This is a genomic window from Streptomyces sp. NPDC001568, assembly GCF_042893755.1.
Lineage (GTDB): Bacteria > Actinomycetota > Actinomycetes > Streptomycetales > Streptomycetaceae > Streptomyces.
Genome location: NZ_JBIAVF010000027.1, coordinates 46,882 through 63,711, shown reverse-complemented (window position 1 = coordinate 63,711; position 16,830 = coordinate 46,882). Strand labels below are relative to the sequence as shown.

At 74.4% G+C, this 16,830-nt stretch carries 17 protein-coding genes; 6 read left to right on the top strand and 11 right to left on the bottom strand.

Annotated features, from left to right (window positions below):
* Positions 1-9: 9 nt before the first annotated feature.
* From ACFY0I_RS36375 to ACFY0I_RS36345, 7 genes are all read right to left on the bottom strand, one after another.
* Entirely contained in the window at positions 10-2,673 is a 2,664-nt protein-coding gene (locus ACFY0I_RS36375; RefSeq protein WP_388903871.1) for a YfhO family protein, read from the bottom strand.
* Positions 2,674-2,977: 304 nt separating this feature from the next.
* Positions 2,978-3,250, bottom strand: a complete 273-nt coding sequence (locus tag ACFY0I_RS36370) for a DUF3253 domain-containing protein (RefSeq protein WP_388903869.1) — start codon at positions 3,248-3,250, stop codon at positions 2,978-2,980.
* Positions 3,251-3,278: 28 nt separating this feature from the next.
* Positions 3,279-3,881, bottom strand: coding sequence for a TIGR03086 family metal-binding protein (locus ACFY0I_RS36365; RefSeq protein WP_388903868.1), 603 nt, complete (start codon positions 3,879-3,881; stop codon positions 3,279-3,281).
* A 264-nt stretch (positions 3,882-4,145) separates the two neighbouring features.
* Positions 4,146-4,613 (bottom strand): MarR family transcriptional regulator, encoded by a 468-nt coding sequence (locus ACFY0I_RS36360; protein WP_388903931.1) that lies wholly within the window; start codon positions 4,611-4,613, stop codon positions 4,146-4,148.
* A 208-nt stretch (positions 4,614-4,821) separates the two neighbouring features.
* Positions 4,822-5,220, bottom strand: a complete 399-nt coding sequence (locus ACFY0I_RS36355; RefSeq protein ID WP_388903867.1) for a hypothetical protein — start codon at positions 5,218-5,220, stop codon at positions 4,822-4,824.
* Positions 5,213-6,076: a heavy metal-binding domain-containing protein gene (locus tag ACFY0I_RS36350; RefSeq protein WP_388903866.1), complete on the bottom strand. Its 864-nt coding sequence runs from the start codon at positions 6,074-6,076 to the stop codon at positions 5,213-5,215. Before ACFY0I_RS36350 ends, ACFY0I_RS36355 begins: the two co-directional genes overlap by 8 nt.
* A gap of 1 nt (position 6,077) precedes the next feature.
* Positions 6,078-6,950 (bottom strand): heavy metal-binding domain-containing protein, encoded by an 873-nt coding sequence (locus tag ACFY0I_RS36345; protein WP_388903865.1) that lies wholly within the window; start codon positions 6,948-6,950, stop codon positions 6,078-6,080.
* Between the two features lie 362 nt (positions 6,951-7,312).
* Between ACFY0I_RS36345 and ACFY0I_RS36340 the strand changes: the two genes are divergently transcribed.
* The 3 genes from ACFY0I_RS36340 to ACFY0I_RS36330 all read left to right on the top strand — a co-directional run bounded on the left by ACFY0I_RS36340 (position 7,313) and on the right by ACFY0I_RS36330 (position 9,634).
* Positions 7,313-7,501 (top strand): DUF6381 family protein, encoded by a 189-nt coding sequence (locus tag ACFY0I_RS36340; protein ID WP_388903864.1) that lies wholly within the window; start codon positions 7,313-7,315, stop codon positions 7,499-7,501.
* A 199-nt stretch (positions 7,502-7,700) separates the two neighbouring features.
* The gene (locus tag ACFY0I_RS36335; protein ID WP_388903862.1) at positions 7,701-8,954 is read left to right on the top strand and encodes a 2-isopropylmalate synthase; all 1,254 of its coding nucleotides are present in this window, start codon (positions 7,701-7,703) and stop codon (positions 8,952-8,954) included.
* Entirely contained in the window at positions 8,951-9,634 is a 684-nt protein-coding gene (locus tag ACFY0I_RS36330) for a hypothetical protein (RefSeq protein ID WP_388903861.1), read from the top strand. Before ACFY0I_RS36335 ends, ACFY0I_RS36330 begins: the two co-directional genes overlap by 4 nt.
* A gap of 27 nt (positions 9,635-9,661) precedes the next feature.
* On the opposite strand, the gene ACFY0I_RS36325 is transcribed toward ACFY0I_RS36330, so the two are convergent.
* Complete coding sequence (locus ACFY0I_RS36325) at positions 9,662-10,342, bottom strand: TetR/AcrR family transcriptional regulator (protein WP_388903859.1); 681 nt, start codon at positions 10,340-10,342, stop codon at positions 9,662-9,664.
* A gap of 83 nt (positions 10,343-10,425) precedes the next feature.
* On the opposite strand from ACFY0I_RS36325, the gene ACFY0I_RS36320 reads away from it, so the two are divergent.
* Both ACFY0I_RS36320 and ACFY0I_RS36315 read left to right on the top strand, forming a co-directional pair.
* Positions 10,426-11,118 (top strand): NAD(P)-dependent oxidoreductase, encoded by a 693-nt coding sequence (locus ACFY0I_RS36320; protein ID WP_388903858.1) that lies wholly within the window; start codon positions 10,426-10,428, stop codon positions 11,116-11,118.
* Positions 11,115-11,555 carry a pyridoxamine 5'-phosphate oxidase family protein gene (locus ACFY0I_RS36315; protein WP_388903857.1) on the top strand — a complete coding sequence of 147 codons (441 nt, stop codon included), beginning with the start codon at positions 11,115-11,117 and terminating at the stop codon, positions 11,553-11,555. Before ACFY0I_RS36320 ends, ACFY0I_RS36315 begins: the two co-directional genes overlap by 4 nt.
* A gap of 95 nt (positions 11,556-11,650) precedes the next feature.
* Here ACFY0I_RS36315 and ACFY0I_RS36310 read toward each other — a convergent pair whose 3' ends face one another.
* Both ACFY0I_RS36310 and ACFY0I_RS36305 read right to left on the bottom strand, forming a co-directional pair.
* Complete coding sequence (locus ACFY0I_RS36310) at positions 11,651-14,116, bottom strand: CehA/McbA family metallohydrolase (RefSeq protein ID WP_388903856.1); 2,466 nt, start codon at positions 14,114-14,116, stop codon at positions 11,651-11,653.
* Positions 14,117-14,171: 55 nt separating this feature from the next.
* A complete protein-coding gene (locus tag ACFY0I_RS36305; RefSeq protein ID WP_388903855.1) occupies positions 14,172-14,963 on the bottom strand; it encodes an SDR family NAD(P)-dependent oxidoreductase in 792 nt (263 codons plus the stop codon).
* Between the two features lie 140 nt (positions 14,964-15,103).
* Here ACFY0I_RS36305 and ACFY0I_RS36300 point away from each other — a divergent pair, with 140 nt between their 5' ends.
* The gene (locus ACFY0I_RS36300) at positions 15,104-15,676 is read left to right on the top strand and encodes a TetR/AcrR family transcriptional regulator (RefSeq protein ID WP_388903854.1); all 573 of its coding nucleotides are present in this window, start codon (positions 15,104-15,106) and stop codon (positions 15,674-15,676) included.
* A 48-nt stretch (positions 15,677-15,724) separates the two neighbouring features.
* On the opposite strand, the gene ppk2 is transcribed toward ACFY0I_RS36300, so the two are convergent.
* Entirely contained in the window at positions 15,725-16,705 is a 981-nt protein-coding gene (gene ppk2, locus ACFY0I_RS36295; protein WP_388903853.1) for a polyphosphate kinase 2, read from the bottom strand.
* Positions 16,706-16,830: the final 125 nt, after the last annotated feature.

Here is a 16,830-nt window from a genome sequence, read left to right as displayed (position 1 = left end):
GAACCGCTCTCAACGCCGTCGGGCTCCGACCCGGTCGCCCCTGCCCGGCCGCGGGATCGCGCCGGTGGCCGGGCGGCGCGGAGGGTGGGAGCGGAGCCGCCGCGCCAGCAGTACGCCGGCCGGCGTCAGGGCTCCGGCCGCCGAGCCCGTGAGGCCGGCGGTCAGGCCCGGTGGCGTGTAGGCGCACGCGATGCGGTCCGCGCCGTCGCCCAACGGGACGCCCAGGAGGCCCTGGTGGGAGATCGGGGGGCGGGCCGGGCCGTCGTCGACGGAACAGGTCCAGCCCGGCGGGACCGTGGTGGCGACGACGGCGGTACCGGTGGAGCCCTTCGGGAGGTCGGCGGCGATCGAGTGGCCGTCCACCCGGACCGCCGTGGCACCGGTGTCGCGCAGCCGCTGCACGGCGGCGTCGAGGGCCCGGGTGTCCAGGCAGCCGATCGCGTCGGCCGGGAGCACCTGGCCCGTCCCGCCGGTGCGGACGTCGAGGGTGAGCAGGCCGTCGGCCGACACCCGCCCCACCTCTTCGAGCGGGGTCAGTCTCACGGGGGGATCCCCGTAGAACCCCCGGGACTCACCGCCCCGGACCGCCACGTCGGCGCGCAGGGCGGGCGCGTGCAGGAAGGCTCGGTCACCGGGCGCGCACCGCGCGGTGAACGTGTTGGCCCCGCTCTGCGGGCCCTGCCCCTGGTCCTCGCCCTGAGCCCGGGCTTCCGTCGCGCCGGTGAGCGGCAGGCCCGCCTCCGTGCGTGCGGCCGCGCCCGGGTTGGTGGGGGTGAGCTCCGGCACCGTGTACACGCGCGCCCCCAGAGCCGCCTGCCGTCGGGCCCACACCGAGTCGGTGGGGGCGCCGTACGTACGGTCGTTGCCGGGCGCCCGTACGGTGACCAGTGGGGGCGCGGGCATGGTGCGGGGGCGCAGGGTGTCCGCGTCGAGGGTGGCGCCGACGCCGAACAGGGCGTGCAGCACCGGATCGCGGGCCGGCCACAGGTGCCGGCCGCCCATCGCTTGGCCGAGGCCGAGGCCGGCGAGGGCGGTCGCGGTCTCCCGGGTCACGTAGCTGCTGTAGTACGAGCCGCCCTGACCGCCGAGCAGCATCGCGTCGTTGTTGGTGACGAACAGCCCGGGGCCGGCCTCGGCACGGAACTCGGGCCAGCGGCTCAGGCCGGTCAGCGTCCCGTGGGCTTCGAGGCCCGCGCTGGTCAGCGTCTGGGGTCGGGCCGGTCCGCGCAGCGAGGGGTCCTCCAGCGCGGTGACGGCGTACACGGAGCACGCCGTCGTGGCGACGACGCAGGCGGCGAGCAGGGACATGACGACGGCCCGTGCCCGGCGCCGCAGGCCGCGCGCGTACAGCAGGAGCAGTCCGGTGAACGCGACGCCTCCGGCGAGGGTCCCCCGCAGGGCGGTTTCACCGACCGGCTGGGTGTCGTGGGTCAGGGCGACGAGCAGGGCGAGGAGGGCGGCGCCGCCGAGCAGGGCGCGGGGGCGCGGCATGCGCGCGAGGCACACCCACGCGGCCATCACGAGGAAGCCGCTGAGGACGAAGGCCTCGCGGAACGGGGCCCCGTGCGGCAGCGTGAAGCCCTGCCACAGCTTGGCGGTGGGGGTGACGACGAAGGACACGGCGGTCAGCGTGATGACGAGGGCCCAGCCGACGCGCTCGCGGACCGGGACCCGGGACTGGAACGGCAGGGCGAGCACGAGCAGGAGGACGAGGACGCCGACGAACACGTTCGGCGCGGTGGGGCTGGCGAGGCTGCCCGGCAGGAACATCGCGAGGTAGGTGAGCGGCTCGGTCTCCACGTCGACGACGTACCGGTCGGTGGGTTGGGCCTGCGCGTTGGCGAGGGCGCACACCAGGATGACGGGCGCGGCGAGGAGGAGGCCGGTGGCCGTCATGCCGGCGGCCCGCGCGAGGACCCGTATCCGGGTGCGGCGGTCGACGTCGGCGGTCGCCAGTCGCAGGGCCAGGACGATCGCGGCGGCCAGGGTGGCCATCGCGGCGGTGTAGAAGTTGGCGCACCAGCAGAACGCGATCAGGAAGGTGCCGAGCACCCAGCGACGGCCGGTCAGGCACCAGTCGGTGACGAGTGCGAGCAGCGGCAGCGCGACCAGGCCCCACATCCACATGGGGACGATGGCTCCTTCGGCGACGTTCCAGCCGCAGACGGCGTAGCCGACGGAGAGTTGGGCGCGCAGCCAGGGGGAGCCGGGGCGGAGCCGGCCGAGGAAGACGGTCATCAGGGCCGCTGCGAGCCCGGTGCTGAGCAGGCTGACCAGGAAGACGGCGAACTCGACCTCGTCGCGGGGGAAGAGGCCGGTCAGCCAGGAGAAAGGATTCATCAGATAGGTGGCGAAGTCGGCGAGGAAGCCGACCCCGTAGCCGCTCTGCCAGTTGAACAGCAGGTCGCCCCGGGCCGTGCCGTGCTGGAGGTCCCACAGGTAGGTGTGGAAGGGGACGTACTGGTGGCGCAGGTCGTTGTCCGCGCGCGGAACGACGCCGAAGGGGAACGTGCCGTGGAGGGCGAGCCCGGCGCAGTACGCGACCATGGCCATCAGCGCCGCGACCGGGGGCGCCGCCCGCGCGGCGCGCCGGGAGCGCGGGGTCGGCGGCGCGGGTGTGCGGCGGTCGGCCGCGACGTCCGTCGGGACAGGGGCGAGCGAGGCGTGGCTCATGTCGGGAAGACCCTCGTGTGCTCAGGCGTTCGGCCTGTTCGAGGGCCGCGGGAAGGCACGACCTTATGTGAACGGGAGGGCAATTGCGCCCGTCTTTCCACATCCTGGTCCGGACCGGAGCCCGCCCCGCAGGGCGCCCCCGCCCGCTCCGCGATCGGACAACGGCCGGACCCCATGGGTCCGTTTCTGCCCGGACTCCCGACCGACCGGCGGCCGGCCCCGTACGGCGCCCCCCGCTGCGCGGCGCCGGTGAGGATCACGGTCTCGCGGGAGTGCGGCGGAAGGGACGGGCGGCGAACGCCGGTCAGCGGGGGCGGCGGATGCGGATCGGGCCGTGGGTCCTCGTCGGGTCGACGGGACGGCCGCCCTGGGTGATCTCGACCTCGCCGGCCGTGACCAGGCGCCGGGCGGCGCGGCGGGCCGGTTCCATGAGCGCGCGCCAGCCGTCGTCGTCGCCCTCGTACACCGCCCGCGCGGCGTCGGAGGGGCAGATGCTGGAGGTCGGGCTCCGGCGCTCCAGCAACTCCAGGATGGCTCGTTCCAGGCGCCGGTCCGTCCGCCGTTCGCTGTCCGTCACTCCACCAGTGTGCGGCCGGGGGGCCGTGTCACGGGGATGTCGGCGGTGTCCAGCCCGGGTCGCGCCCGCTCAGTCCGACGGCCCGGTCCAGCAGCGGGGCCTCGTCCGGTACGGGCACGACGGGGCCGAAGATGCCGCCGCCGCGGTCGTCCTCCTCGGCGGCCGCCAGCAAGAACGCGTGCGAGGCGCGCAGCGCGGCCTGATCGGGCTCGTACTCCTGGCCGGTGGCCCGGGCCAGGTCCCAGCCGTGCACGACGAGTTCGTCCGCGGCCACCGCCGCCGCGATGTCGCCCGGCAGGTCCACACCGCCCGCACGGGTCATGCCGCTCCAGGCCGCCGGATCCCGCCAGGCCTCGGCGAGCTCGTCGAGGACCCGGGGCAGCTCCTCGCGCCAGTCGGCGGACAGGGAGGGGACGCCCGACCCGGGGTCGGTGTCCGTCGTCGGGCCGAAATCCTTGCGGGCGGCGTCGCGGAAGGCGACGCAGAGCCCGGCGAGGTGACCCAGCAGGTCACCGAGCGCGTACGCGGGACAGGGCGTCGGGTCGCCGAGCCGCGCGTCGGGCACGCCCGCCGCGAGCCGCGCCACGATCCGGGCCTGCGGTCCGAGGTCGAGAGTCTTCGTACCGGTCATCTGCTGCTCCTCCCACACGATGGGTCCGAAGGGTAGACCGGCGGCGGATCCCGTACTCATCGCAACACGCGCCGCGATTTCACCGGCGACGCGCCGGCGCGCGGTCCCGGCCGGTGCCTGCGGTCCCGGAGCCGAGGTCCGAGAGTGCTTCCGGCATCGACCTGGACGCGCGGCGAACCGGCCACGATCGTCATCGCCCGGACGCGCCCACGAAGCCCGGACGCGCCCACGAGGCCCGGACGCCCCCGACCGGGGCCGGGCCTGTCAGGCGACCGTCCCGCCCGCGTTGCGGATCAGCTGCTGAAGCACCTTCAACGTGGTGACGTAGTCCGCGTCGTCGATGCCCTCGTGGAGGGCGGCACGCATCGCGGGGGCGTTGCGGGCGAGGTCGAGGCGGGCCTGTTCCCCCTCCTCGGTGAGCCACAGCCGCTCCTCGGCGTCCCGGGACAACCAACCGCGTTCAAGGAGCACCTCGGCCTCCGCCGCCAGATCGTCCTCGGGGCGGATGTAGGAGACCATCGCCCCGCGCAGTTCGGGCAGGGTCATGCCCTCACCGTCGGGCGAGATGTCGTTGACCGACAGATTGCGCAGCAGCCAGAACTGGGGCTGGGTGTAGCCCTTTTCCGCCTGCCGGGCCCGGGTGTACGCGATGAGCGCCTCATAGGCGACACCGGTCCAGTACGCGGCGGGCTGTCCGGCGAGTTCGGCGTCGGAAACCTGCTGGGGCGTCAGCTGGGTCGTCATGGGATGCCTTCCTGGATTTCCGGTGCGGATCCTGCGCTGCGTGCAGGTCCATGCGGCGACCGTACGAACTCAAGTGCGGTTGAGGTCAAGCGGTTGATCGGCCTGGTCCGTGAGGACCTCGGGCGCGGCGAACCCCGGGCCGCCGGCCGGCGGCCCGACGCCCCCGGCACCGCCCCCGCCGCAGGCGCCACCGTCGTCAGGACAGGAAGCGTTCGGCGGCTTCGCGGGCCCGGGCGTTCGCGGTCGCGGCTTCGGACAGCGAGCGGGCCAGGGCGTCGATCCACTCGTCCAGGCCCACCGGGCGCCGGGAGAGCACGATGCCCCGTACCTCGTGACAGACCTCGCCGGTCGCCCGGCCGTCCCGGTCCATCCGCAGCAGGAGGCGCCGCTCGCCGAGCGCGACGTCCAGTTCGGTGACGGCACCCTCGCGTCCGGCCATCCGCTCCGCCAGGGAACGCCTGCGTTTGACGCGCACCGCGCCGGGCGGCAGCGAGTCCGCCAGGTTCGTTGCCAGCACGGCGACGTAGAGCCTCAGGTCCGCGCTGTCCCGGCGCAGCGCAGCGGCCAGCATGTCCACGTCCGGCGGCTCAGCCATCGAGGCTCAGCACCATGCCCGGCCGGTCGATCGTGTGGTCGTCGCGCAGCGGGCGGACCGCCGTCCCCACCGCGAAGAACTCGGTGGTGTGGGGCCCCCAGGAGTGCGAGTGCTGCCGCAGTTGGACCGCCACGATCCCCTCGGCGTCCAGGGACTCCGCCTCCGCCCGCATCCGGCCCATCGCCAGTTCGCGTGCTCCGTAGAGCGCCTGGGTGAACGGCTCGATCTCGACGTTGCGGCCCGTGTTGCTCAGCACCTGCGCGAAACGCTGGTGCGCGACGTGGTAGACGCACGAGCCCATGACCATGTCCAGCGGCGCGTAGCCGGCGCGGACCAGCGTCCAGAAGTCCTGGCCCGACAGGTCCGAGGTGAAGGGCCTGCCCTTGTTGTTCAGCCACGTCCCGGCCGGTCCGGGGTCCGCGCCGGCCGCCTTGACCGCCGTGCCGACGGCGATGAACTCGGCCACGTCCGATCCGAACTCCTTGAACTCGATGTCCAGCCGCACCGCCACGATCCCGTCCGCGCCCAGGGCGCTCGCCTCCGCCTCCATGCGGCTCATCGCGAGTTCACGGGCGTGGTACATGGCCTGTGACAGTTTGGTCAGCTCCTGGTTCTTCGACCACCGGCCGAGCTGGATGCCGACGTGGTAGACGGAGGAGCCGAGGACCAGACCGAGCGGGCGGAAGCCGGCCTCGCGCACCAGCAGGAACTCGTTCACCGAGAGGTTCGAGGTGAACGGCGCCGCCCCCTCCCCCGACCGGGGGTGCGCGAGTCGCCGCATCGCGTCCTCGGGCACGCCGTCGGCGGCCGGCCGCGCGGCTGCGCCCGCCGGTCCCTGTCCCGTTCGCTCGGTCATATCAGCGCTCGCGCTCCAGTCTCATGATGGTCAGTGGTGTGGGCCCGGCGGACCGTTCGGAGCGGCCGAAGCGGGCGATGGAGGTGCCGACGAAGACCGCCTCCGCGATGAAGTCGCGCGTGTACCCGTACGCGGGGCACTCGCTCTCGCTCACCGTCAGCTCCACGTCGTCCACCACCAACCCGTCGCCGCCGTGCTTCGCCGCGTCGAGCGTCAGTTGTCCGCGGGCCTGGCGGCGGACGTGGCCGAGCAGGTGGGTGTAGCCGTCGACCTCCTGGGTCTCGGCGGTCCACGCGGTGCGGCGGGAGGTGCGCCAGTCGTCGTGTCGGATTTCGAGAGCCACGCCGAAGGCGAGTCCGGTGGGAACCCATCCGGAGTGCAGCAGTTTCGCGAAGTCCTGGCCCGTCAGGTGCGACGTGAACGGCCGGTGCGGCCGGATCCTCGAGCGGGCCCGGACCGCGGTGCCCCGCACGGTGTACTCCACGAACTCCTCCGCGAACCGGTTGGCGCACAGCTCCACCCCGACGATCCCGTCGCCGCCGAGCGCGCCGCATTCGGCCACCGCCCGCGAGAGCGCGCGTCTGCGCGCCGCCTGCATGGCCCTCGCCGTCTGTGACAGCGACGGCACCCAACGGGAGAACGGCACCCGCTTGCCGTCCACGACCGTCCACGCTCCCGGGCAGCCGCCGACACCCTCGTACCCGACGCTGCAAACGATCGTGCCGAGCACTTGGCCGACCGGTTCGAACCCGACGCCCTTGACGGCCGCGTACTCCTCGGAGGTCAGGGCCGAGTCCCAGATGCCGCCGGCCCGGGGGGTGGGCGTCCCACCGGGAACGGCGCCCGGCGGACCGGTTGCTCGTCGGTCTGTCATCGTCCTTGCCAGCGGTCCTACGGCTCGCCGCGCGGATCGCGTCGCCGTTCGACAGCGTATGCCATCGAACAGGCTGACGAGTGGTCGATCGACGGGTTCAACGGAGCTCCCCGTCAAGGCTCTTGGGTACGCGTGGCCGGGCGCGGTCGCACGGGCGGATGGTGATCCCCTCACGGGGTAGGCGCGGCGGTGAGCGGATCGGAGCGGGCCGGCAGGGCCGGAACGGGCCGGGGAGCACCTGAGCGGTCGCGTCCGGCACGGTGAAGTTCCGGTGGGTCGCCGTGGCGGTACGGCGACCGGATGTCGCTCCGCTGGTTGGATGCGAGCGTCCGCACTCACTCCCCCGAGGGAAGGAACTGGCCATGAACAACGACAGTCAGCCGAGCAAGCGGACGCGGGAGATGCGCGAGAAGGCCGAGGAGCTCGAACAGGCGGCCCAGCACGCCGGCGACCCGGCGGAGAAGCAGCGGCTGACGGAGAAGGCCCAGCACATCCGCCAGTTGAGCGAAGAGGTGAACGGCAAGGGCAGCGGGACCATGGACCCCATGTAGGGCGCCCGCCCGCCGACCCGCTGCCCACGCCCCGCACCCCCGCAACCCCCGGCCCCGGCCCGGCCCCTGCCCCTGCCCCGACGTGACACGTACGGGTGAATCGATTCGCCACGCCTGCGGAAGGCCCCCCTCCCGGTTGATCGTTTCCCGGAGCGCGGCGGGTCGGCCGTCCGTGACCGGTGAGCGGAGGGGTTCGACGGTGGGGGTTGACGTGGTGCGCGCGTCCGCGCGCGCGGGACGGGTCGTGCTGTGGGAGGAATCGCCGCGGGACGGGGCGCAGGCCAAGACGCTGATGACGCCGGACTTCCGGGTACGTCTGGCCCGCACCCAGGGCCGCGTCTTCGGCGCGGACGGGCCTCGGCACGTGGTGTTCGCCGCCGGGTTCCCCGCGGTGTGTCCGCAGGAGTTCGAAGCGGTCCGACGGGTGGCGGTCGAGGCCGAGGGCGCGGTGAGCGTGTCCGCGGTCTGTCGGGGCACCGCCCACGACGTGCGTCAGGCCCTGGACTCGGTCCGGGGCACCGCCCACGCCCGGATCATGGTGGTCGTGCCGGCATCGGAGGCGATGGCGGGGGTGATGACCCACGGCACCGCCGAACAGGCCCTCGCCGGTGGCGCCGCGCTGGTCGCGCGGGCCTTGGACACCGACGACACCGTGGCCGTCGACGTGTGCCTGGCCGACGCGTCCCGCGCCGACCCCCTGCTGGTCGGCGAGCACGCGGCGCGGCTGACGGAGGCCGGCGCGGGGGTGGTGGTGCTGGCGGACACGGTCGGCGACCAGTTGCCCGAGGACGCCGCGACCATGTTCACCACCGTGCGCCGCCGCGCCGGTGACGACGTCGTGTTGGCCTCGCACCTCCACAACGACCTCGGCCTCGCCCTGGCCAACACCCTCCAGGCGCTGCGCGCGGGCATCCGCGTGCACGCCTCGTCCTGGTTGGGCATCGCCGAGCGCAGCGGCATGGTCGCCACCGAACAGTTGCTGTTCCTGCTCGCCTACCGGCCCGAACGCACCCGGGAGCTGCTCGGCGACGCCCGCGACGCGTGGTGGACGGCCCCGGACCTGACGCTGCTGCCGGACATCGCCCGCATGGTGTCCGCGGAGACCGGCGCACCGCTCGGCGTGACGACACCGATCGTGGGGGACGGGGTCGGCACCATCTCCACGGGCACCCCGTTCGTCCATCCCCGCCTGTTCGAGCCGTACGATCCGCGGGAACTTCTGGGCATCGAGCCGCGGGTGATCCTGACGCATCTGGCCAGCGGCCGGGTGATCCGCGCCGTCGCCGCACGTCTGGGACACCACCTCGACGCCGAGCAGACGCGTGCGGCGGCGACCTGGGTGAAGTCACGGGCCTACGAGCGGGGGCAGGCCGTGGTCGACGACGCCGATTTCGCCGACTACCTCTGCGCCCCGGCCGTGCCGGCGGCCCGTGGGGCCGGTGCCGCGCGATGACCGGGGTCCCGGCCGACGGCGTCGACGCAGCGCGTGCGCACCTGGCGCGGGGGCGGGCCGTCGTGCTGCCCAACCCCGCTCCCCTGACCTACGTCGTCGCCGCCACCACACCGGACGCGGTCAACCGGGCCAAGGGCCGCCCCGTCGGGCAGCCCGTCGCCCTGTGGGTCCACCACCCGGCGACCGCCGAGCTCGTGCTCCGGGCACTGGACCTCTCCGCGGCGGCGGCCGGCACGGCCCGTCGGCTGCTGTCGGACGAGCGCGTGACGCTGCTGGCGCCGCTGGGCCGCGACCACGCGCCGCCCGGCCGGCTCGCCCCGGCCACTCACGACGGCTGGACGCTGCTCTTCGGGGCCCGTTGGGAGCCGCTGCGGCCCGTTCTGGACGCGCACCCCGTCCTGTACGTCAGCAGCGCCAACCGGACGGGCCACCCCCCGGCGGCCACCGCGGCCCGGGCCCGGGCCGCTTTCCCCGGCGACGTCGCGGTCCTCGACGCGGCCGCGCTCCCCGGCACCGCCCCCGACGCCGCGGACGCCGCACCCCGCGCGGCGACGACCACGATCCGGCTGCACCCCGACGGGCACATGGAGCCGCACCGCTCGGGCGCGCAGGACCGTCCGTACGCCGGCATCGCCGCCTACGTGGACCACCTGCGGGCCGCGTACGCGCCCGGGCGGTAGCCCCCGGCGGGGCGCCGGGCGGCGGGGTCAACGCCGGACGGCGCCCCCGCCGGAGGGAGCCGGAGCACGGCGGGCCGCTCCGCCGGACGCCGTCGTACGCGGCCTCGGGGCCAGCGCCGCGCGCAGCGCCGGGGTGAGGGCGTGGCGGGCCTCGGACGGGGTGAGGGAGCCGGGGGTGGGCAGGGGGTTGATCCAGCGGGTGTAGATGAGGCCGCCGAGGATCGTCACGACGGCCGTGGCGCGGGCGGTCGCGTCCGGGCCGCCGAGAAATTCAACGAGGCGGGCCAGCAGCTCCCGTTCCAGGTATTCGCGGATCGCTTCGGCGGCCTCTTCACCCTGCCCGGTGAGTTGCCGGAAGTCGGCGTCCTCCCACAGGTCCGTCACCGCGTCGATCAGCCGGCCGGGGAGGGTGGCCGGGTCGCCGCCGAGGACGTCGTCCACGGTCAACGCGGTGGCGCACTGGAACTGCATCACGTCGGCGAAGAGGCCCTTCTTCGAGCCGAAGTGGTAGGCGATCAGGGCCGGGTCGACGCCGGCGGCCGTGGCGACCGCGCGCAGCGTGGTGCGCCGGTAGCCGTGCTCCAGGAACAGCGAACGGGCCACCGGGACGATCGACTCGCGGGTCGGCGGATTGCCCCGGGGACGGCCCCGGGTGCGGCTGGGAGCGGGCGCGGGGGGTGTGGCTGCGGCGGGGGCGGCGTTATTCATCGGCATTGAGCCTGCGTTTCGTGATCGGCACAGTCAAGGGCGTTCCGACCGCTGCCACCACCACACGAAGGACGACCGACACCATGCGCATCGCAGTCTTCGGCGCCAACGGACCCACCGGCCGCCGCCTCACCGGTCAAGCACTCGCCGCCGGCCACGAAGTGGTCGCCGTGACCCGCCGCCCGGGCTCCCTGCCCGCCCGCCCCGGCCTGTCCGTGGCCGTCGCCGAAGCCACCGACCCGGCGGCCGTCGACGCCGCGATCGGCGGGACGGACGCCGTCCTGTCCGCGCTCGGCGCGCGTTTCAGCGCGGAGGCCGTCACCACGTACTCGGCGAGCGCCGACGCCATCACGGGGGCCATGGCCCGCCACGGCATCGGACGGCTGCTCGTCGTCAGCTCCAGCATCGCCGACCCGCACTGGCGGCCCACCGGCGCGCACTTCTTCAACCACGTGCTCGACCCGCTGGTGAACCGGCGGCTCGGGCGCACGCTCCACGCGGACATGCGGCGCATGGAGGACGTGATCCGGGGGACGGACCTCGACTGGACCCTCGTCAGGCCGTCGGGGCTCTTCGAGCACCCCGTCGTCACGGACTACCGGACGGCCGAGACGAGCGCGGACGGCGTCTTCACCGCCCGCGCCGACCTCGCCGCCGCCATGCTGCGGGAGCTGGGTGAGGGGCGGTACGTCCGCAAGGCGATGGGTGTCATCACCACGGCGGTGAAGCCGAACATCGCCAAGCTGATGTGGAACGAGGGCGTGAAGAAGAAGTGAGCCGCGCGAGCATCGAACTCCCCCTCGTGGCAAGGGCGTTCCTGGGTCTGCCCCGTGCGGCCACCCTGACCACCCTGCGCCCGGACGGCACCGCGCACGTCACCCCCGTCCGCTTCACCTTCGACGCGGCCGCCGGCCTGGTCCGGGTCACCACCCGGGCGGGGGCCCGCAAGGCCCGGAACGTGGCGGCGGGCGTCGTGGCGGGCGGTCCGGCGGCCCGGGCGGCGCTCTGCCAGGCGGACGGCTTCCGCTGGGTCACCCTCGAAGGGCGGGCGAGCGTCACCGACGACCCCGCACGGCTGGCCGAGGCGGTGCGCCGGTACACCGCCCGCTACCGCGCGGCGCCGCCCGACCCGCCGGACCTGGTCGTCGTCGAGATCGCCGTCGACCGCGTCCTGAACCTCGATCCCCGACCGCCCGCGCGGAGGGTGAGGTGACACCGCGTGCCCACCGTTCCCGTCCTCCGTTCCCCTCCCCGGTTCCACCGTCCTTCCCCGGGCCGGTGACCGGAGCGGACCCCGTGCGCCGGCCGTCAGCCCGCGCTGACGGCCGTGACGTGCGCGGTGCCGTCGGGCAGGGTGGTGACGCGGCACTGCCCCGCGGGAAAGGGGTCGCGCCCGTTGGGGCCGGGGACCTGCGCGAACGGGGTCCAGGAGCCGTCCGGTCGGCGGATGGTGTGCCGGACGTGGCCGTCGAGACCGACCGCCACCACCTGCGCGGAGCCGTCGGGCGTGCCGGTGATGCCGATGGCACTGGCCCCCATGGTCGCGGTGGTGACGCCGCGCGGCTGCCGGAACCCGGTCCAGGAGCCGTCGGGGCGCCGCACCTGGTGGTGGACCATGCCGTCGAGGCCGATCGCGAGGACCTGGGCGGAGCCGTCGGGCATGCCGGTGATCGCCAGGGCCGGCCCGGAGAACGTGGGGGCTCCGCCGGGCCCGGCGAGGCGCCCCCAAGCCGTCCACGTACCGTCACGTCCGCGGATGCGGTGGTACATGGCACCGTCCGTGCCGTAGGAGAGCAGGTGGGCGGACCCGTCGGGCATGGCCGCGATCGACACCCGCGTCGCGCCCCAGCGGCTGCCGGGGGTCGCGCCCGGGACGGGCCGGAAGCCGGTCGTACCGCCGTCGGCGCGGCGCTGCTGGTGGTGGGCCGTGCCGTCCATGGCCGTCACCACGATCTGGCAGGTGCCGTCGGAGAAGGCCGCGATGTCCGCGTCCCGGACGGCGAACCCGGTGGCGCCGTCCGGTCCGGCCACGCGCTGCCACGGCCGGAGGGTGGCCGTACCCCGTACGGTCGTCAGCCACAGGCCGTTGTCGGGCGCGAGGCCCAGCACCACGACGGAGCCGTCCGCCATCCCGGCCGCGGCGCTCTGCACCGCCGCGAACGAGGCCGCCCCGGCGGTACCGGGCAGCGGGCGCATGCCGCTCCACGACCCGTCGGGGCGGCGCTCGGTGTGGAAGAGCGCGCGGCGCTCGACGTCGTACGGGGGCAGTCGCGCGGAATGGAACCACACCGGGTTGGTGAGGGCGACCAGTTGGTCCAGGGTGGTGGAGGCGGGCTTGGGCCGGCGCACCTCGGCCCGGGCGAACAGGGACGCCTTGCCCCAGCCGCGCCAGTGCAGCCGGCCGCTGCCGGTGGCGTCGATGCGGGTGGCGGCCATGATGCCCCACTCGGTGTACAGCGTGGCGATGCTGTCGGGGGCGCCCGTCACGTCCAGGGTGACGTCGACGGTGTCGAACAACGACAGCGGCAGTTCCTCGCCGGGTCCCGCGACGGCCGCGCCGGAACGGGCCGTGAAGTCCAGGGTCACGGCGGCGGATTCGACGGCGTACGACCGGCCCGACCGCAGGGCGTCCAGCACGGCCGGGGTCGACAGCGCGGCGGCGTGGACCACGTTGTGGGGGCGACCGACGGCGTCGGCCGGGCTGTGGGCGTCGCTGTTGCCGACGGCGGCGACCCGTTTGCCGAGGCAGAGCATGACGTGCCAGGCGGCGATGTTGGCCGCGTCGTCCAGGGTCCAGGGTCCGTTCCACACCTCGAGCGCGTCCACGCGGTCGAGGCCGAACTCCCAGAAGGAGCCCGGTGCCGGGGTGAGCGGGTGGGCGGCGATGGTGATCCCGCCCAGGCTGTGCACGCGACGGGCGTGGCCGTCGAACGCCCCCTCGTCGCCGGGGCCGTAGCGCCAGTCCACCCATTCGCCCTGGGGCAGGCCGACGGCGAGCCAGTGGCCGTGCCGCGTGGTGACCTCCTCGGCGTTGATGACCAGCAGGTCGGTCGGGACGTTGCCGCGCCACGTCACGCCGGTGGAGTGGGTGTTGTGGTCGGAGGTGGCGAGGAAGTCCAACCCCTCCTGGCGGGCGGCCGCGACGATCTCGTCCACCGTGCGCTGCCCGTCGGAGTGCACGCTGTGCAGGTGCAGGTCGCCGCGGTACCAGCCGGGCCCCCGCCCGGCGACGGCGGCCGGGAGGATGTCGTACGGGGTGCCGGGCAGCGGGTCACCGTGGTGCAGGGTGACGTCGACCTGCCACGCCATGCCGCCGGCGGCGCCGACCATCGGCCCCAGGATGACGGACCAGCCGCCGGGCTCGACGGGTCCGGGGGCGTAGCCGGGTGTGGCGTCCGCCGGGGAGAGGGTGAACCCGGACCGGGCGCCGCCCGACCAGCCGCGGAAGCCGGACGGGCCGAAGACGCCGAGGTCGAGGATGCCGGCGGCGGCGTCGTGCGTGGTGTCCACGGAGATCCGCCGCACCCCGGCGGGGACGTCGAAGGCGACGTACGCCCACTGGTCGGTGCCGTACGGGGCGCGGCCCTCGTACCTGGTCGTCACGGTGTCGGTGCCCTGCCCTCGCGTCGTGGCGCGGGCGATCGGGGCGGGGGCGAGCGCGGAGACTCCGCCGGCGGCGAGCAGGGCTCCCCATCGGAGCAGGGACCGGCGCGCGACCCCCGTGGTGGGGGGCGGGCCCGGCACGGCGTTCGGGAGGTGCTGGCTGCTCGACACGGTCGCGCTCTCCGTTCACGTGGGGGCGGGGGCGTGGGCCCTCGCGCGGAGGGGTCTACCGGTGTGAGCGCTGGGCCTCGACGATGCGGCGTACGGAGCCGTCGACGTCCGTCCGGGCCTGGACGCGTTCGGCGAACCCGGGGAACTGGCCGGCGATGGCGCTGAGCAGCCGCAGTTCCAGCGGTGCCACGTTGACCTCGCAGCGGTCGCGGCGGATCGCCCGTACGACGCCGTCGGTGACCTGGCGGGGCGTCACCGTCCGCATGCCGCTCGGCGGGGTGGCGCCCGTGGCCGCGAACATGCCCGCGTCGCGGACGAAGCCGGGCTGGACGAGGGACACGCCCACGCCCGTGCCCCGGAGTTCCTGACGCAGGGCGAGGGCGAAGCCGCGCAGCCCGAACTTCGTGGCGTTGTAGAGGGAGGTCGACTTCGTCGCCGCCTTGCCGGAGATGGAGCCGACCAGCACGATGTGGCCCCGGCCGCGGGCCACCATGTGCTCGGCGAGGAGCCTGGTCAGCAGGAGGGGCGCGCGCAGGTTGACGTCGAGGGCCCGGTCCAGCTGTTCCTCGGTGTAGTCCAGGAGGTCGCCGCTGGCGGGCAGCGCGGCGTTCGCGACGAGGATGTCCGTTTCGGCGCAGGTCCCGGCGAGCCGGACGACGTCGGACCGGACGGCCAGGTCGGCGACCACCGTACGGGCGCCGCAGGCGTCCGCGGTCGCCTTGAGGGCTTCCTCCCGGCGCCCGGTGACCGTGAGGCGGGCCCCGTGCGCGGCCAGCCGCACCGCCAGGTCGGAGCCGAGGCCTCCGGTGGCCCCGGTGAGCAGAACGTTCGATCCGGATATGTCCACGCTGACTCCCGTACGGCCGTCCACGACTGTTCGTTCGAACGAACAGTAGGGATCGTCCCGCCGGCTGTCCACACCGCGTGGGGCCCAACTCCCGCCACCCGCAGGGGTGGTCGCGCCGGCCGATGGGGCAGGATGTCGACATGCACCATGCTTCCGAGACCCGCCAGAGCATCATCGACGCCGTGCTGCGGATCATCGGGCAGGACGGCATCGCCGCCGTCACCAACCGGCGGATCGCCAAGGAGGCCGGTGTCTCCCTCGGTTCGGTCACCTACCACTTCGCCACGCAGCACGAGCTGTTGCGCGAGAGCCTGCTGCACTTCGTGGCCGAGGAGACCCGGCACTTCACGGCGCTCGCCGACGAGTGCTCCGACGAGCGTTTCGACATCGGGCAGGCGGCGGAGGTGGTGGCGCGGGTGGCGGGCGGCAACGTCTTCGACAGCCGCCACATCGCGCCCTTCGAGCTGTACGTCCAGGCGGGCCGCGACGAACGGTTGCGCGCCGCCGCGGCCGACTGCTTCGCCGCCTACGACCTGCTGGCCACCCGGATCCTGACCCACCTCGGCGTGCCGGACCCCGAACGTCTGGCGGGCGTGGCCGTCGCCCTGGTCTTCGGTCAGCAGTTGCGCCGCCTGGCCACCGGGGCTCCGGCGGAGGACCTCGTCGACACCCTGCTGGTCCTCACGAGGATCACCGCGCCGCAGGCCCCGTAGAACGGTGGGCCCGCGCACGACGGGACGACCTCGATGGCGGGCCGGGGCTCACTGCTCGGCAGCGGGGCCGGGCGTCGGGTGATGGCCCGGGCCGGTGGACAGGCCGGTCAGGGGGGTGGGGGACAGCGTGGCGGGTTCCTCGCCCTGTTCGAGGAGCGTGTCGGCGGCGCCGACGATCAGGGGGTCGGGCTTGCCCAGGGCTTCGGGGTCCTTGTTGTCGTAGTCGACGCGCCACAGCAGGCTGCGCATCGCCTCCAGCCGTCCGCGCCGCTTGTCGTTGCTCTTGACGACCGCCCACGGGGCGGCCTCGGTGTCGGTGGCACGGAACATCGCGACCTTGGCCCGCGTGTAGGCGTCCCACAGTTCGAGGGAGGCGAGGTCGGTGGGCGACAGTTTCCACTGGCGGACGGGGTCCACCTGCCGGATCGCGAACCGGGTGCGCTGTTCGGCCCGGGAGACCGAGAACCAGAACTTGACCAGCAGGATCCCGTCGTCCACCAGCATCGTCTCGAAGGCCGGGCACTGCCGCAGGAAGAGCTCGTAGTCGCGGTCCGTGCAGAACCCCATCACCTTCTCGACGCCGGCGCGGTTGTACCAGGACCGGTCGAAGAAGACGATCTCCCCCGGGCCCGGCAGGTGCGCGACGTAGCGTTGGAAGTACCACTGTCCGGCTTCCCGCTCGGTCGGCTTGTCCAGGGCGACGATGCGGGCGCCGCGGGGGTTGAGCCGTTCGGTGAAGCGTTGGATGGTGCCGCCCTTGCCCGCGGCGTCCCGCCCCTCGCAGAGCACCAACACCCGGGCACCCGTCTCGCGCACCCAGCGTTGCATCTTCAGCAGTTCTATCTGCAGGATCCGCTTGTCCCGCTCGTACTCGCCGCGCCGCACCTTCTGTTGGTAGGGGTAGTTCTCCTGCCACGTCCGGAGGGGAGCCCCTCCGGCGTCCAGCAGGACGGGTTGCTCGGGCCTGCTCGCGTCGACGCTCAACCCTGAGAGCAGGTCCTCGCCCGGTGCCACCGCTTCGTCTTCCACTTCGAGCGCCTACCCGACGATCCCGGGACCAAGCGCGGAGGGCGGGGGGGGGCCCCGGGGGGGGGGGCCCCCCCCCCCCCGGCCCCCCCGGGGGCCCCCCCCCGCCCCCCCCCCCCCCCCCGCCC